The sequence below is a fragment of the Sphingobacterium sp. 18053 genome (assembly GCF_902706145.1).
GTDB classification, from domain to species: Bacteria; Bacteroidota; Bacteroidia; order Sphingobacteriales; family Sphingobacteriaceae; genus Sphingobacterium; species Sphingobacterium paramultivorum.
The window spans coordinates 66,780-83,076 of record NZ_CACSJW010000012.1; the positions used below are offsets into that span (position 1 = coordinate 66,780).

The following is a 16,297-nucleotide window of genomic DNA, read 5'->3' on the forward strand; positions in this document are numbered from 1 at the left end:
ATATAATTTCAACAAAAGTTTTCCACATTTGTTAAATTGTGGAAAACTTCAACTATTGTGGAAAACTTACTTCTTATCTAAAAAACTTGCGTCATCGATTTCGTTACCGTCTTTGATAAAACGTTTGAACCATGACAATAATCCTTGCTCTTTTTGTTGTTGTTCAGAAACCTCTTTTGTTGTCACCGTAGCAGCCTGCACTTTTTTCGATGGGGCGTGCATTTCTCTACGGCTATCTTCTTCTTCCTCATGGGATTGAATTCCCTTAATCAACAAGCCAATACTTGTTGCATACAAAGGACTTTTCAATTCTTCAAACAACGGTTTTGGTAAAACCTCATTCTTAGAAAGATATTCATTCGGAAATCCGATACGGCAATCTATTCCAGTAATATACTCAACAAGTTGTACCAAATGCTTTAATTGAGCACCACCACCGGTAATAACAATACCACCGATCAGTTTATTTTCATATCCTGAAGATTTGATTTCATAGTACACGTGCTCAATAATTTCTTCCATTCTAGCTTGAATAATATAAGCCAAATTTTTCACGGAAATTTCCTTTGGTTCACGACCTTTCAATCCTGGCACACAAATCACCTCATTTTCTTTATTTTCATCAGCTAGAGCCGATCCGAAACGAGTTTTCAACAATTCAGCCTGAGAACGCAAAACAGAACATCCCTGACGGATATCTTCCGTTACAATATTACCGCCTAAAGGAATCACAGCAGTGTGACGAATAATTCCTTCATGGAAGATGGCAACATCTGTGGTTCCACCACCGATATCCACTAATACAACGCCAGCATTTTTTTCGTCTTCATCCAATACAGCTTCAGAAGACGCTAAAGGTTCGAGAATCAATTCAGCAACTTCCAGATTGGAATTATCAATACATTTCTTGATATTTTTAATATCTGTTACACGTCCCGATATAATATGGAAGTTTGCTTCAATACGGCGACCAGCCATACCGATTGGTTCGCGAATACCGGGTTCGTTATCTACCGTAAACTCCTGTGGTAAAACATGTATAATTTCTTCTCCTGGAGGCAGTACCAGTTTATACATATCCGAAATCAGTCGTTCGATATCGCGTCGAATGATTTCATCATCACCATCAGTTTTGGTAAATATTCCACGGTGTTGAATACTTTTGATGTGTTGGCCAGCAATTCCCACATTCACCACTTTAATATCCACATTGGACTGTGCTTCGGCTATCTCAACAGCCTCTAAAATACTCCCCACAGTTTTCTGGATATTAGCAACCACCCCCCTGCTTACACCTGCAGAGTCAGCTTTGCCCACACCTAATAATTCAATTTTGTTTCCTGAGCTACGTCTCCCAACCGTAACACAAATTTTGGTAGTACCAATATCGAGTCCCACGATAATTGGGTTTTCTCTTTCAATTTCTGCTGCCTTTGAGTTCATAATTTCCTGTATTGTTGCTGTATTACTATAATGTATTATTTGCTACTTTTTTTGTTTGATCATCTGAAAAACTCCAGTTTCCCCTCTTTTCACAGATAATCTGACCTCCATATTTTACGTTGACAACACCGTAAGCATTTATACCCACTTTTGGCATGATCTGCGTATAAAAGGTCTTTAATAATTCAAATTTTTGTTCCAATGAATCTGCCGATCCAACAATCAACTGCTGTGTACCTATACGAGGCACAAGTTCAATATCCTTATCCCCGTTGACATAGATCTGCACAACTTGATTACTCCATAATTCATCGTTTTTGATAAACTCAATAACCTTCACCAAATCTTTAACCAAGGGCGTTGATATGGTATCCAGTGCTTCATTATATCCTTCTGCGATGTTACCCGTTGCAACCATGATATGCGGTATATACTTCAACGTTGTCGGTATCTTCAACCCATTGGGGTCCACATAAAATTCTTTTCCATTTTTGTTGATGACCCGCATGACAGCCTCGCGCTGACTAATATTAATTCTGATCGTACCATCCATATCGGCATGTATACTGGCATCGGAAACATAAGGTAATTTACGCAAGGTTTTTTCAATCTTTTGAAAGGGAATTCCATTGACTTTCTTTCCCGCAAAACTACCATAGTTTTGTTCTATCAGTTTGGAGATATCAGCCTGATCAATAAAAGCTTCCGTGCCTTCAATGACAATTTTGATATCTTTACAAACCTGCTGCTCATCACGTTTCCCCACAATAGTCATAATCACGACGACAACTATTACGCCGATAAAAAACAGCGTAAAGTAGAGTACACGATTCCATTGTATGTTACGTAATTTTTTAAGCATGCTCTAAAATTGTCTGTAACGGTTTAACCAATTTGTCAATATCACCTGCCCCAACTGTAACAATCAGTTCTGGCTTTTCATCGCGCGCGAATTCCAAGACTTCTTCTGCTGTTACAAGCTGTTTTTTCTCTGCCGTAATTTTATCCAATAACCAACTCGAATTGATCCCTTCAATAGGAAGCTCCCGTGCTGGATAAATTTCCATTAACAACAGATTGTCTGCCATGGACAATACCTCTGCGAAACCATCCACAAAATCCCGCGTACGGGTAAATAAATGCGGCTGAAAGACCACATTTAGTTTTTTTGTAGGATACAATTTGCGCATCGAAGTTAAAAATGCACGCAGTTCCTCTGGATGGTGCGCATAGTCATCAATATACACCGCTCCAGGTTTACGGACAATATATTCAAACCTTCTTTTCACTCCTTTGAATGTTGTCAATGCTTTCTTGATCGCTTCATTTTCAATCCCAAGTAAACGGGCTACTGCAATCGCAGCTACCGCATTTTCAACATTATGGGTACCAGGAATACCTAAATGGATATCGTCTATCCGTCCGTTGGTATCTTGGTAGTCAAAAAAGAACTCTCCGTCGCGTACATGCACATTGGAAGCATATGCATCAGCGATTTCATGGCCTGAATAACTTATTTGCCCCGCAAACTCGAGGCCTTTTTTTATAATACGTGTTCCCCCTTCAACTACTTTATCCAAGAACAATTGGAATGATTCGAGCAGATGGCTGCGATCTCCATAAATGTCCAAATGATCAGCATCCGAAGAAGTTACTATTGCAATATTGGGGTGAAGTGTCAGAAATGAACGATCAAATTCGTCAGCCTCCACCACAACTGTATTATTATTTCCATAAAACACATTGGTACCGTAATTAGAACTGATTCCGCCCAAGAAGGCAGAGCAGTCGTAACCCGAATCTTTCAATACATGTGCAACCATTGTAGAAGTTGTCGTTTTACCATGTGTACCGGCAACAGCGACCGTAAATCTACTCTCACTAATGATCCCCAAAACCTGTGATCTCTTATATAGTATATGTCCTTGAGATTCCAAAAAAGCTTTAATCTTCGAATCTTTAGGAATGGCTGGTGTAAAAATGACTAATGTCTCCGCTGTAGGTACGTGAAAAATAGCATCAATCGTATTGATATCATCCTGATATGAGATCGCGATTCCTTCCTTGACTAAGGTTTTAGTCAGCTCAGTTTCTGTACGGTCATATCCATTCACCTCACAGCCCAAATGCTTAAAATAGCGCGCAAGACCACTCATGCCTATACCACCTATACCGATCAAGTAAACTTGTTTTATTGCATCTAGATTCATACTTCGTCTATTTTTTATTAACCAATTTATACACCTCCTCGGCAATCTGCACGTCCGCATTCAACTTACCGAGTTTTTTAATATTTTCACTTAATTGTGCGACATGAGCTGCGTCTTTTAATAAAGTTAAAGCAGCAGGCACCAGGTCTTTTTTTGCATCACTATCCTTAACCAATAACGCAGCCCCCTTATTGACCAATGCCATAGCATTTTTGGTCTGATGGTCTTCGGCCACATTAGGCGAAGGCACAAGAATAACAGGCTTCCCGACTACACAGAGCTCGGAAATTGTACCAGCTCCAGCTCGGCTAATAATTAAATCTGCCGCAGCATAAGCATAGTCCATACGCTGTAGAAAGGCCAACATCTTAATATTGTCGGGCAGCTGACCTGTTAACTCTTCCCGTAACTTTTCAACGTAGAAACTACCGCATTGCCAAATCACCTGCACTTCTTCCTTCAGCTCATTGAGGTAAGCAACGACACTTTCATTTAATGTTTTAGCCCCCAAACTACCTCCGAGCACCAAAATTGTCTTTTTATGTGTATCTAACTCAAAGAACGCTACGGCCTCCTCTCTTTTTCCCGCTATCGCAATGGACTCGCGTCTTATTGGATTGCCCGTGAGCAATACTTTCTCAGCAGGAAAAAATTGCTCCATCCCCTCATAAGCCACACATATTTTTGCTGCCTTAGCGCCAACTTTTTTGTTGGTTACACCCGCATAGGAATTTTGTTCCTGCACGACTGTAGGCACCCCTAGCTTATTGGCCATCATTAATAATGGACCAGAAGCAAAACCACCTACACCTACAGCCACATCTGGTCTAAAATCTTTAATTATGCTTTTTGCTTTATTTAAACTTTTCATAAGCTTAAACGGCAAAAAGATATTCTTCCACAGCTGCTTTCTATTTATTCCCTGAATATCAAGCCCAACAATCTTATATCCTGCAGCCGGCACTTTATCCATTTCCATCCGGCCATTGGCACCCACAAATAGAATTTCATTTGCAGGATCCATTGCCTTCAACGCATTTGCGATTGAAATCGCCGGAAAGATATGTCCTCCGGTCCCACCACCACTGATAATTACGCGAATTGCCATGCTTAATTTATTATTATGCAGGAATAGATCCTATAACCACTTTTTTCGGTTTAGGCTTTTCATCCAGCTCTTCTTTACCTTTTAATTCTTCAATATTTCTACTCACACTCAGGATAATTCCCAAGGCGACACTCGTAAATAAAATCGAGGTTCCTCCCATACTTACCAACGGTAGTGGAACGCCAGTAACTGGCCCTAATCCTACAGCAACAGCCATATTGGCCAAAGCCTGAATCGTCAAACTAAATCCCAAACCCGCAGCCAAAAAAGTACCGAAAGCTTTGGGACTCATCGTGACAATACGTATACATCGATACATAAATGCCAGATACAGAAATAGCAGAATTACACCACCGACTGTCCCATATTCTTCAATGATAATCGCGTAAATAAAATCGGAATAAGGGTGTGGCAATACGTTGCGTTGCACACTATTTCCGGGTCCTTTTCCAAAAAGCCCACCAGTTGCTATAGCAATTTTCGCATTGTTTGCCTGATAATTTTTATCATCCTGGAAGGATACCGGCGTCGCTTCATCTTTCTTCTCGACACCAAAAAAAGACTTCACACGACTATAATAGGTTGCACGCCGAGGACCAATAGAAACGACTATAATTCCTAGCAAAACAACCCCAGCAGATACAATAGCAATCTGTTTAAAGGATATCCGACCGATCAAAAGCAATAAAACACTCACTCCAAATAGCATAATCGCGGTGGACATGTTGGCCCATGCAATTAATACGAAAACCCCACATACGGATCCCATGATGGGTAAAAATGACTTTTTCACATCTTTGATCTCCTCCTGTTTCCGGGATAACATCCGTGCAAGAAAAACAATCAATGACAGTTTTGCTAAATCTGACGTTTGGAAAGTCATCCCAATACCTGGAATAGTCAACCAACGACTGGCCTGGTTTACGCTACTTCCAAATGCTAAGGTGAATAGCAATAAAGGAATTGTAATTCCCATTAAGATTTTGGATATACCAGCATAATACCGATAATCCAATTTATGGGAAAGATACATGAGGATAAACCCAATGGCGATAATAGAAAAGTGCTTCAACAAATACATTTCTGTACCCTTTCCTTCTTTATACGCCAACGTACCCACCGAACTGTACACAGCCAAAAGTGACCATCCCGATAAGATAATCACAATGATCCATATCCATCGATCACCCTTCAATTTAGACATTATGTTCTGTAGCATATCCTTCCTCCTCTTATTGGGTTATATCATTTATAATTCCATTACAGCCGCTTTAAATTTATCGCCACGATCTTCATAGTTCTTGAACCAATCAAAACTGGCACATGCAGGGGACAACAATACGGTATCACCTTTTTGCGCCAAGTGCGAAGCCAATACCACTGCATCTTGCATAGAAGTGCTATTGACAATAATCTCCACATCTTGTTCAAATGCCGTATGAATCGCAGCCGTATCTTTTCCCAAACAAACAATAGCACGCACCTTGTCTTTAACCAAATCAGCAAGCATACTGTAATCATTTCCTTTATCGACACCACCTAATAACAATACGATTGGTGTAGAGAAACTTTCCAAAGCATACCATACCGAATTTACATTTGTCGCCTTTGAATCGTTAATGTAATTTACACCGCCGATACAGGCTACATGTTCCAGGCGATGTGGAATATTCACATACGACCCCATACTCTCTTTCATCACTTGATTTCTCAATTCCTGCACTTTCGCAATTAACCCAGAAGCCATGCTATTATAAATATTATGCTTCCCCTGCAATGACAATTCCTCAGCTCTCATAGTGAATGTATCGTTATTTGGTGTATTAATAATTATTGTCTTATTGGCATTCAAATAAGCGCCCAATTCAACAAGTTGTTCTTGTGTAAAAGGCAAATAAGTCCCTTTACTATGATGTCTTTCTAATCCTTTGATAGTCTCGGGATCGTCCAGGCAATAAATAAAATAATCCTTTTCGGTTTGATTTTGTATCATCCTGAATTTTGAATCCACATAATTTTCCATTTTATGGTCGTATCGATCCAAATGATCAGGTGTAATATTCAGTATAACAGCAACATCGGCTCTAAAATGATACATATCATCCAACATAAAGCTTGATATTTCCAATACATAGCAGTCAAACTGTTCTTTGGCCACCTGCAGCGCAAAACTTTTTCCGATATTACCGGCCAACCCGACATTTAGGCCCCCATGCTTGAGCATCTCGTAGGTCAACATGGTTGTCGTAGACTTCCCATTTGATCCTGTAATACAGATTAACTTTGCATCGGTATATTGTGCCGCAAATTCAATTTCTGCAATCACGGGTATATTCTTTGCTTTCAATGCGACTACCAAAGGCACCGTTTCTGGAATGCCGGGGCTTTTCACGACCAAAGCGGCACTCAAAATTCGTTCTTCATCGTGATTACCTTCTTCAAAAGCTATTCCCTCGGCTTTCAATTGTTCCTTATAATGGTCCGCAATCAGTCCTTTATCTGATACAAATACATCAAATCCCTTTTCTTTCCCAAGGATCGCCGTTCCAACACCGCTTTCGCCGGCGCCTAGAACGACCAAACTTCCAGATTGAGGATAATATGTTGTTGCAATATTTGACATCATTATCTAATTTTCAATGTTACAATAGTAAGAATGGCCAATATGATTCCTACAATGACAAAACGAGTTACAATTTTTGCTTCGTGATACCCCTTCTTCTGAAAATGATGATGTAATGGCGACATCAAAAAGATCCGTCTACCCTCACCATATTTCTTTTTAGTGTATTTGAAATAAGACACTTGAAGAATAACCGAAAGGTTTTCCAACAGAAATACACCACACAAAATCGGAATCAACAATTCTTTCCGGATCAGAATAGCAAAAGCAGCAATTATACCTCCTATTGCCAAACTACCCGTATCACCCATAAAAACTTGGGCAGGATATGTGTTATACCATAAGAAACCTACGCAAGCCCCCACAAATGCCCCGGCGAAAATCACGAGTTCTCCGGAATTGGGGATATACATAATATTGAGGTAATCTGAAAAGATTACGTTACCTGACACGTACGCCAAAATGGCTAAAGTAACACCAATGATAGCGGATGTACTCGTGGCTAAACCATCGATACCGTCCGTAATATTTGCGCCGTTTGAAACTGCCGTAACGATAAAAATAACGACAACTAAAAAGACAACAAAAGTTAGATAATCACTCTGTAAACCAAATATTTTGAACACTTTAGCGTAGTCAAACTCGTTGTTTTTATAAAATGGAATATTTGTCTTAGATGATTTCACATTTTCAGCATAGGTCTTCTCACCTGTACCTTCATTGATAACCACTTCAACGGGCTTGGTAGAGGTTGGTTTATCCACCCCTTTTCGAACAACGATATCTGGATGAAAGTACATCGTACAAGCAATTATGGCTCCCAAGCCAACTTGTCCAACAACTTTAAACTTACCAGCTAAGCCCTCTTTATTATGTCTAAAAACCTTTATATAATCATCTAAAAATCCAATTGCGCCCATCCAAAGTGTTGTCACAATCATGATAATCACATATATATTTGTCAATTTCGCAAATAACAAGGTAGGGATAAGGATACCTGCTATAATGATGATCCCACCCATTGTCGGCGTACCAGCTTTCTTTTTTTCACCTTCAAGCCCCAAATCACGAATTGTCTCTCCGACTTGCTTATTATGCAAGAATTGAATCAATTTTCCCCCAAAAACCGTGGTAATAATCAATGAAGCGATTACAGCCATAGATGTCCGAAAAGAGATGTATTGAAACAAACCTCCTCCAGGTATATGAATATATTCGCTAAGCCACGTAAAAAGATGGTACAACATATTTCTATTGTTCGTTAAATGTATTCTCTAAAACTTCTTTATCATCAAAATGATGCTTTACACCATTTACATCCTGATATTTCTCATGCCCTTTTCCTGCCACTAGGATAATATCCCCGGGATTAGCCAGCTGATATGCCGTCCGTATAGCTTCCTTACGATCAGCAATAGAAAGCGTCTTCGCCTTCTGGTCTGCTGCCACACCAGCCTCAATATCTCTAATAATCTGATAAGGATCTTCCGTACGCGGATTATCAGATGTAATTAAAAAACGATCACTATAACGCAGAGCCGCCTCTGCCATTTCAGGTCTCTTGGTCTTATCCCGATCGCCTCCGCATCCTAACACCGTGATGATTTTTTGCTCTGGACGTCGCAATGAACTTATGGTCTTCAACACATTTTCAACCGCATCAGGTGTATGCGCGTAGTCTACGATCCCAAAAACACCCGAAGCCGATTTCATCGTTTCAAATCGTCCCTCTGCCCCCTTCAAGTTACTGAGTGCGGTCAACACTTTCACCGTTTCCTGCTCAAGCAAGATAGCGGTAGCATAAACCGCCAAAAGGTTATATGCATTGAAATCGCCGATCAATTTCACCCATACTTCCTGTCCGTCAACACTCATCAACATACCATCGAAATGGCTTTCGATCACCTTTGCTTTAAAATCTGCACCGGAACGTAAGCCATAGCTTTTCCGGTGTGCCACTGTATTTTGAAGCATAACCTGACCATTTCTATCGTCAGCATTCGTCAAAGCAAAAGCATTCGCATCTAAATCATCAAAAAACTTCTTTTTCGCTTTAATATAGTTATCAAAAGTTTTATGAAAATCCAGGTGATCATGCGTAATATTCGTGAATATTGCGCCCGCAAACACCAAGCCTGCAATACGTTCCTGAACGACAGCATGTGAACTAACCTCCATAAATGCATAGTCACAGCCATCATCAACCATATCCCGTAACAATTTATTCAATTGAATAGGGTCTGGTGTTGTGTGTGTGGCTGGTATAATCTTTGTCCCAATCTGGTTTTGCACCGTAGATAATAGGCCTACATGGTAGCCCAACTCAGTAAACAGCTGAAACAACAATGTAGCTACTGTCGTTTTACCATTTGTTCCAGTCACACCAACCAGTTTCAGCTGTTCCGAAGGGTTTCCGTAGAAATTAGCAGCAGCTACACCCAAAGCATAAGCAGAATCGGCCACTAAGATATAGGCGACAGAGTCTAATGTCTCTTTTGGTAACTCTTCTACAATAACGGCTCTTGCTCCGGAAGTAATTGCCTTGTCTACAAACAAGTGACCATCTGTTTGAACACCCCGCACTGCGATAAACAAACTTCCCAACTCCACTTTTCTGGAATCAAAGCACAAAGAGTGCACATCGACCTCTTCAAGGTTCCCTACAACCTGTTGTACAGGGATAGCATGCAATACTTTTTTTAAATCCATCATTACTTAAGTTCTAAATTTATCGCCGTTCCAAAAGCCAGTTTCTGTCCTGCAGCTAACGACTGTATTCCTACTCTTCCTTTTCCTGTCACGTGCGCTTTAAATCCTGCATTCTCCACAACATATAAAGCATCCATCAATCCCATTCCGACAACATTCGGAACAATTCCTTCTTTATATTTTAAATCTATGAATGGCACGCCTCGTGTCGAGGTATCCACCTCTCCCCGCGCAATCGTATCCCAATTCACGGTATTAATCCCCAACCTATCGTAGACCTTTTTACTTGCTTCTTTCGATCCCTGTAAAGTCAATGGCATTCGCCCACCCACATTCACCGCTTTAAACGTCTTTTTCCCCTCCATCTCCATATCATTAGCATAAACCATATCGGCAAGTTCTTTAAATACAGGTCCGGCAACAGATCCACCATAATATCCATTTCTCGGGTTACGAATCACCACAATAATGGAATATTTTGGATCTTCTGCCGGAAAATACCCGGCGAATGAAGATTGATATCGTCTAGCACCGTACCCTCTCGAGCCATCAGCCATCTGTGCTGTACCTGTTTTACCACCAGAACTATACAATGGACTGGCAACACTTCTACCTGTCCCTTCAGTCATAACACCTTCCATCATTCCCCGCACCTCTGCTAAAGCATGATCCGAGGCGATCTTTTCGTTAATGACTTTCGCTTGAAACGTTTGAATTGTATTTCCTAAATGCCGAATTTCTTTAACAAATAGCGGCGCTATCAACTTACCGTTATTTGCGACAGCATTATAAAATGTCAACGTTTGCAATGGCGTAATTTTCATTTCATAGCCGTAAGCCATCTGTACCAGCGACAACCCACTCCAGCTTTTACTTTTCGAAGATTTCACCAAGGGTATACCTTCCCCTGGAATCTGTAGATCGAGTGCCTTACCAAAACCAAAAGAATGCAGTTTTGATGTAAACTGATCTGGGTTATCTTTGTAGGCCTGATAAACAAACTTAGTAACACCCACATTCGACGATTCCTCAAAGGCCCTTTTCGCAGAAATTATAGACTTCTTAGGCGCATGTGAATCACGAATGGTATGCTTGTAAATTGGCCAATTACCATTACCAATATTTACTGTTGTACTCGAGTCTATTTTCTTATCATCAATCAAAGCCAAATAAGAAGCCAACTTAAACGTTGAACCTGGATCTGCACTTTGCGCAATCGCAAGATTGAACTTTTCACGATAGACCCCATCTTTATCACGCATAAAATTGGCCACCGCACGCACCTCTCCTGTTTTCACCTCCATCATCACAACACAGCCCTCATCCGCGTTACTCGTTATCATCTGCTTCTCCAGCGCCCTTTGCGCCATATCTTGCATATTCACATCAATGGTCGAGATAATATCAGACCCATCTACCGGAGCGACCTCGATATCTTTGTTAACGGGAATCCATACCCCGCCGGCAATACGCTGCATTAATCTTTTTCCGCTTTTCCCGTCGATAAACTCACCATAGGCTCCCTCCAGTCCAACATGAATATTTTCCTTCACATTTTTATAACCGATGGTTCGAGCAGCGAGATTGACAAAAGGTAAAATACGTTTGTTCTGCCTATCTGTGATCAAACAACTTGGAAAACGCTCCTTGTTGACACGGGCAGATTTAAGTAGGGGAAATTGTTTTATCCGTTTTAAATCCTGATGCGACACATTACGTTTCAGCAACAAGTAGCGCTGTTTTTTATTCCGCGCCTGTTTTAATAATGTCAAATACTGCCGAGATGATTTATCTTTAAAAAAATCAGCAAGTTTAATAGCCAAGGAGTCAACTTTCAAATTGAAATACTCTTCACCCTCTTCCGGAATAGCCATTGCATCAAAACGAAGCTCATATTCGGGTACTGAGGTAGCCAATAAGCTTCCGTCATTTGAATAAATATTACCACGAGCAGCCTCCACCTCCCGTTCCTGAATAGAAAGGCTATCCGCTAAAGCTTTCCAATGCTCTCCATCGACATACTGCAACTTTGTCATTTTTCCAAATACCAAAAACGCAAGTAGTACAATAAGCCCAAAAGCAAAGTAGACACGAACAAGAATCGTATTTCTGATACTCATAACTCTTCCTATTTATCTTCCTTATTCTCTATAACTTCAACCTTGATCGGTGGTTCTACACGCTCTTTCAATCCCAAAGAATCTACACGTTTGGCAATTTCTGTCTGTGTAGACATTTTCATCAGTTCAGCAGAGAGCGATTTATGATCCCAGCCCAATTCCTTCACCTCTTTACTCACTTTATCGATGCTCCGAATAGTTCGCTCTGCAAAATGACGATTGGAAATATACAACAACATCAGAAAGGCGATAAAAGCTCCAAAAGGCAAGTACTGCAATATTTTATTTAACGAAAGGTCTCCAACGGTAAAAAGCGTTTTAATAAACGCTTCTGTTTGTTCCGCCTTTTCTTCGACAGTTTCTTGTAGTTCCTCTTGAACTTCCTCACTCAACTCTTTCTGTCTTATCGTATTTCTGCTCATCCTCTCGCTCCATTTTTAAGACAAATCCAACTTTTCAGCAATACGCAGTTTCGCACTGCGCGATCTATTATTTACCGCCAACTCCTGCGCAGATGCCGTAATTGCTTTACGGCTCAACACATGAAATGGCTTAATTTCATTTCCAAAAAAATCCTTTTCAACTTCCCCTTTGAATTTTCCTTTGGCCATAAAATTTTTAACCAAACGATCCTCCAGAGAGTGATAGGACATCACCGCCAATCGACCTTCAACATGCAGCACATCAACTGTTTGCAACAAAAATTCCTGTAAAGCTTCCAGCTCACGATTCACTTCTATACGAAGCGCCTGAAACACCTGCGCATGATACTTATGTTCTTTACCTTTCGGAACCATCCGTTGAATCACCTCTTTCAATTCGGCAACAGTCTGAATCGGCTGTGCCAAACGCGCAGTAACAATTGTTTTTGCAAGCGACTTGGCATTCATGATTTCACCATACATCCCAAAAATGCGGTGAAGATCTTCCTCCGAATAAGTCGCCAAAAGCGACTTCGCATCCAAATCACCAACCTGATCCATACGCATATCAAGATCCGCGTCAAAGCGGATAGAAAACCCGCGATCAGCAGCATCAAATTGATGCGAAGAAACACCTAAATCCGCCAAAATACCGTCTACAGTACGCACCCCCTCCAAACGAAGGCTATTCTTTAAAAATCTAAAGTTTTGATGTATCAATGTAAAACGAGGATCGTCGATTGCATTCTCCAATGCATCCGGATCCTGATCAAAAGCAAACAACTTCCCTTTTGGCCCCAATCTCTTCAAAATCTCCCGAGAATGACCACCACCACCAAAAGTTACATCCACATAGACACCATCCGGCTTAATAGCCAAAGCATCCATACATTCTTGTAACATTACCGGAACATGATATACATTCTCCATACACTTATAGTCCAAAATTAATATCTCCCATTACCTCTGCCGCCAAAGATGATATATCTTCTACACCGCCTTCACCCATCAATTCCTCATACCCTTCTTTTGACCAAACCTCAATCTTGTTAAACTGACAAGCCAAAACCAGCTCAGTGCTTATACCTGCAAATTCCAACAAACTTTTTGGTAACAAAACACGACCCGCAGCATCCAATGTCAATTCCGTAGCACCGCGTGTAAAAGCACGAACAAACGCACGAACCTTGGGATCGAATTGATTCAATTTAGCCAGCTTGGCTGTCATCAAATCCCACTCTTCCCTTGGATAAAATACCAGATGTTTCTCAAAACCGCGATTCACTACAAGGCCATCCCGCTCTACATGAGGCATTTGCCTCTTGAGCGCAGCTGGCAACACCATCCTTCCTTTGGCGTCTAGCTTGCATTCGAATTCTCCGATCAACTGAGTCATATAGTCAATTATCCTATTCTAATTTAAATGTAAAAGTATACACTTTCTCCCACTTTCCCCCACTTTATCACATAAAAAAGTTTTCCACATCGACAAATAGCTACAACAAACAGAAGTCGACTTTAAAAAAAATACACATAAAACCTTATTTACAAGCAGTTAAACACCAATTTATCTGTAAAACAAGCTATTGCATGAGACGCGATTTTTCGCTCTTTTTTTTATCAAAATCAGAAATGAATTGTAAAAATTTCCTCTTTAGAAATTTAATTTTACCCAATTTTTCTACCAAAAAGGGGGCAAAGTGGGAGGCACCAAAAACAGAAACAAAAGATGTGGAAGAAAGTGGGAGAATGCTACTCAAATAACCTGAACAGAATTCGTTATTGTCGAGTAAAACCAATAATTTTGCGTCAAATATAATTTTCATAACGATATGCACAGAACACACACTTGTGGAGAATTAACACTAGCTGACTTAGGGAAAACGGTTACCCTAAGTGGATGGGTTCAAAAATCGCGCGATTTGGGCGGTATGACTTTCATCGATGTTAGAGACCGATATGGTATCACACAATTAACGTTCAATGCAGATGATGATGCTTCCTTGCGCGCAAGTGCCCGTGAACTCGGAAGAGAATATGTCATCAAGGTAACTGGAGAAGTTATCGAACGCTCTAATAAAAATGCTAAAATCTCCACTGGAGATATTGAAATCAAGGTTTCAAATCTTGAAATATTAAATGCCGCTAAATTACCCCCTTTTACAATAGAAGATGAAACAGATGGTGGTGATGACATCAGAATGAAGTTCAGATACCTCGATTTACGTCGTAACCCCGTACGTGAAAACCTTATTTTACGTCATAAGACCTCACAAGAGGTACGCCGTTATCTTGATTCCCAAAACTTCCTGGAAGTAGAAACCCCATATCTGATTAAATCAACTCCAGAGGGAGCACGCGACTTTGTCGTACCTTCCCGTATGAATCCTGGAGAATTTTATGCGTTACCACAATCCCCACAAACCTTCAAACAATTATTGATGGTTTCAGGTTTTGATCGCTATTTTCAAATTGTAAAATGTTTTCGTGATGAAGATTTGCGTGCAGACCGTCAACCAGAATTCACGCAAATAGACTGTGAAATGTCTTTTGTAGAACAGGAAGATGTTTTAAATATCTTTGAAGGGCTTGCAAAACATATCTTCAAAACAATCAAAGGTATCGACTTAGGTACTGTTCCGCGTATGACTTACGCAGATGCGATGCGCCTTTATGGATCAGACAAACCAGATATCCGTTTCGGAATGCAGTTTGTTGAACTAAACGATGTTGCCAAAGGAAAAGGTTTCCCTGTATTTGATGCAGCGGAATTAGTAGTTGGTATCAACGCGGAAAATTGTGCACATTATACCCGAAAACAACTGGATGCATTGACAGATTTTATCAAACGTCCACAGATCGGTGCAACAGGGTTGGTGTATGCGCGCGTGAATGAAGATGGTTCAGTGAAGTCGTCCGTTGATAAATTTTTCACGCCAGAACAACTGTCGGCAATTGCAGTAGCGTTTCACGCGAAACCTGGCGACTTATTGTTAATTATGGCTGGTGGAACAGACAGAGTTCGCAAACAACTCAATGAATTACGCCTCGAAGTTGCGTCGCAACTTGGTTTCCGCAACAAAGAAACCTTTGCACCATTATGGGTCGTTGATTTCCCACTATTGGAATGGGACGAAGAAAATGGCCGTTTCCATGCAATGCACCACCCATTCACTTCACCAAAACCGGAAGATATCCCACTTTTAGATACCAATCCAGGAGAAGTAAGAGCAAATGCCTATGACTTTGTTTTAAACGGTGTAGAAGTAGGTGGTGGATCAATCCGTATCCATGACAGAGAGCTTCAATCGCTCATGTTCAAACATTTAGGATTCAGCCCTGAAGAAGCAAAAAAACAATTTGGGTTCCTTATGGAGGCCTTCACCTTCGGTGCTCCTCCACATGGCGGATTGGCTTTTGGTTTTGACCGACTAGTATCCTTATTGGCAGGTTTAGATTCCATCCGCGACGTCATTGCATTCCCAAAAAACAATTCGGGAAGAGATGTTATGATTGACGCACCGTCAACCATTCACCAAGAGCAGCTGGACGAGCTAAGCTTGAATATTGCAATAAAAGCATAAATTATTTAACTCGATTTTCGAGAAACAATTTATTAACAGTATATTTAAAAGTTGGTAATTTTTACCAACTTTTTTTGT

At 40.6% G+C, this 16,297-nt stretch carries 13 protein-coding genes; 1 reads left to right on the plus strand and 12 read right to left on the minus strand.

Translation table 11 applies throughout. The features are described 5' to 3' along the window. Nucleotides 1–66: 66 nt before the first annotated feature. From ftsA to mraZ, 12 genes are read right to left on the minus strand one after another with little or no spacing between them, the layout of a single operon-like run. Nucleotides 67–1,443 (minus strand): cell division protein FtsA, encoded by a 1,377-nt coding sequence (gene ftsA, locus GVK91_RS24750; RefSeq protein WP_070564959.1) that lies wholly within the window; start codon nt 1,441–1,443, stop codon nt 67–69. Nucleotides 1,444–1,468: 25 nt separating this feature from the next. Continuing rightward, nucleotides 1,469–2,305 carry a cell division protein FtsQ/DivIB gene (locus tag GVK91_RS24755; protein ID WP_153846550.1) on the minus strand — a complete coding sequence of 279 codons (837 nt, stop codon included), beginning with the start codon at nt 2,303–2,305 and terminating at the stop codon, nt 1,469–1,471. Then, nucleotides 2,298–3,653 (minus strand): UDP-N-acetylmuramate--L-alanine ligase, encoded by a 1,356-nt coding sequence (gene murC, locus GVK91_RS24760; protein ID WP_159731834.1) that lies wholly within the window; start codon nt 3,651–3,653, stop codon nt 2,298–2,300. The genes GVK91_RS24755 and murC overlap by 8 nt, the downstream gene beginning before the upstream one ends. 7 nt (nt 3,654–3,660) lie before the next feature. Continuing rightward, complete coding sequence (murG, locus tag GVK91_RS24765) at nt 3,661–4,761, minus strand: undecaprenyldiphospho-muramoylpentapeptide beta-N-acetylglucosaminyltransferase (RefSeq protein ID WP_153846548.1); 1,101 nt, start codon at nt 4,759–4,761, stop codon at nt 3,661–3,663. Nucleotides 4,762–4,774: 13 nt separating this feature from the next. Continuing rightward, nucleotides 4,775–5,980 (minus strand): FtsW/RodA/SpoVE family cell cycle protein, encoded by a 1,206-nt coding sequence (locus tag GVK91_RS24770; protein WP_153846547.1) that lies wholly within the window; start codon nt 5,978–5,980, stop codon nt 4,775–4,777. A 30-nt stretch (nt 5,981–6,010) separates the two neighbouring features. Then, complete coding sequence (gene murD / locus GVK91_RS24775; protein WP_153846590.1) at nt 6,011–7,384, minus strand: UDP-N-acetylmuramoyl-L-alanine--D-glutamate ligase; 1,374 nt, start codon at nt 7,382–7,384, stop codon at nt 6,011–6,013. A gap of 2 nt (nt 7,385–7,386) precedes the next feature. Further along, entirely contained in the window at nt 7,387–8,631 is a 1,245-nt protein-coding gene (gene mraY, locus GVK91_RS24780; protein ID WP_075991283.1) for a phospho-N-acetylmuramoyl-pentapeptide-transferase, read from the minus strand. Nucleotides 8,632–8,635: 4 nt separating this feature from the next. Then, nucleotides 8,636–10,096, minus strand: a complete 1,461-nt coding sequence (locus GVK91_RS24785; protein WP_153846546.1) for a UDP-N-acetylmuramoyl-L-alanyl-D-glutamate--2,6-diaminopimelate ligase — start codon at nt 10,094–10,096, stop codon at nt 8,636–8,638. Next, nucleotides 10,096–12,213, minus strand: coding sequence for a penicillin-binding protein (locus GVK91_RS24790; protein WP_153846545.1), 2,118 nt, complete (start codon nt 12,211–12,213; stop codon nt 10,096–10,098). Before GVK91_RS24790 ends, GVK91_RS24785 begins: the two co-directional genes overlap by 1 nt. 8 nt (nt 12,214–12,221) lie before the next feature. Then, entirely contained in the window at nt 12,222–12,635 is a 414-nt protein-coding gene (locus GVK91_RS24795) for an FtsL-like putative cell division protein (RefSeq protein WP_075991280.1), read from the minus strand. 15 nt (nt 12,636–12,650) lie between these two features. Next, a complete protein-coding gene (gene rsmH, locus GVK91_RS24800; RefSeq protein ID WP_153846544.1) occupies nt 12,651–13,565 on the minus strand; it encodes a 16S rRNA (cytosine(1402)-N(4))-methyltransferase RsmH in 915 nt (304 codons plus the stop codon). Nucleotides 13,566–13,569: 4 nt separating this feature from the next. Beyond that, nucleotides 13,570–14,031, minus strand: coding sequence for a division/cell wall cluster transcriptional repressor MraZ (mraZ, locus tag GVK91_RS24805; RefSeq protein WP_159731836.1), 462 nt, complete (start codon nt 14,029–14,031; stop codon nt 13,570–13,572). 436 nt (nt 14,032–14,467) lie between these two features. Between mraZ and aspS the strand changes: the two genes are divergently transcribed. After that, nucleotides 14,468–16,219, plus strand: a complete 1,752-nt coding sequence (gene aspS / locus GVK91_RS24810) for an aspartate--tRNA ligase (protein ID WP_153846542.1) — start codon at nt 14,468–14,470, stop codon at nt 16,217–16,219. Nucleotides 16,220–16,297 lie beyond the last annotated feature (78 nt).

What these genes read in the sequence shown, in the direction of transcription:
- rsmH (WP_153846544.1), bottom strand. Translation starts at nt 13,565, where the DNA reads ATGGAGAATGTATATCATGTTCCGGTAATGTTACAAGAATGTATGGAT.
- GVK91_RS24790 (WP_153846545.1), bottom strand. Translation starts at nt 12,213, where the DNA reads ATGAGTATCAGAAATACGATTCTTGTTCGTGTCTACTTTGCTTTTGGG.
- GVK91_RS24770 (WP_153846547.1), bottom strand. Translation starts at nt 5,980, where the DNA reads ATGCTACAGAACATAATGTCTAAATTGAAGGGTGATCGATGGATATGG.
- GVK91_RS24785 (WP_153846546.1), bottom strand. Translation starts at nt 10,096, where the DNA reads ATGATGGATTTAAAAAAAGTATTGCATGCTATCCCTGTACAACAGGTT.
- murG (WP_153846548.1), bottom strand. Translation starts at nt 4,761, where the DNA reads ATGGCAATTCGCGTAATTATCAGTGGTGGTGGGACCGGAGGACATATC.
- ftsA (WP_070564959.1), bottom strand. Translation starts at nt 1,443, where the DNA reads ATGAACTCAAAGGCAGCAGAAATTGAAAGAGAAAACCCAATTATCGTG.
- mraY (WP_075991283.1), bottom strand. Translation starts at nt 8,631, where the DNA reads ATGTTGTACCATCTTTTTACGTGGCTTAGCGAATATATTCATATACCT.
- GVK91_RS24795 (WP_075991280.1), bottom strand. Translation starts at nt 12,635, where the DNA reads ATGAGCAGAAATACGATAAGACAGAAAGAGTTGAGTGAGGAAGTTCAA.
- murD (WP_153846590.1), bottom strand. Translation starts at nt 7,384, where the DNA reads ATGTCAAATATTGCAACAACATATTATCCTCAATCTGGAAGTTTGGTC.
- murC (WP_159731834.1), bottom strand. Translation starts at nt 3,653, where the DNA reads ATGAATCTAGATGCAATAAAACAAGTTTACTTGATCGGTATAGGTGGT.
- mraZ (WP_159731836.1), bottom strand. Translation starts at nt 14,031, where the DNA reads ATGACTCAGTTGATCGGAGAATTCGAATGCAAGCTAGACGCCAAAGGA.
- GVK91_RS24755 (WP_153846550.1), bottom strand. Translation starts at nt 2,305, where the DNA reads ATGCTTAAAAAATTACGTAACATACAATGGAATCGTGTACTCTACTTT.
- aspS (WP_153846542.1), top strand. Translation starts at nt 14,468, where the DNA reads ATGCACAGAACACACACTTGTGGAGAATTAACACTAGCTGACTTAGGG.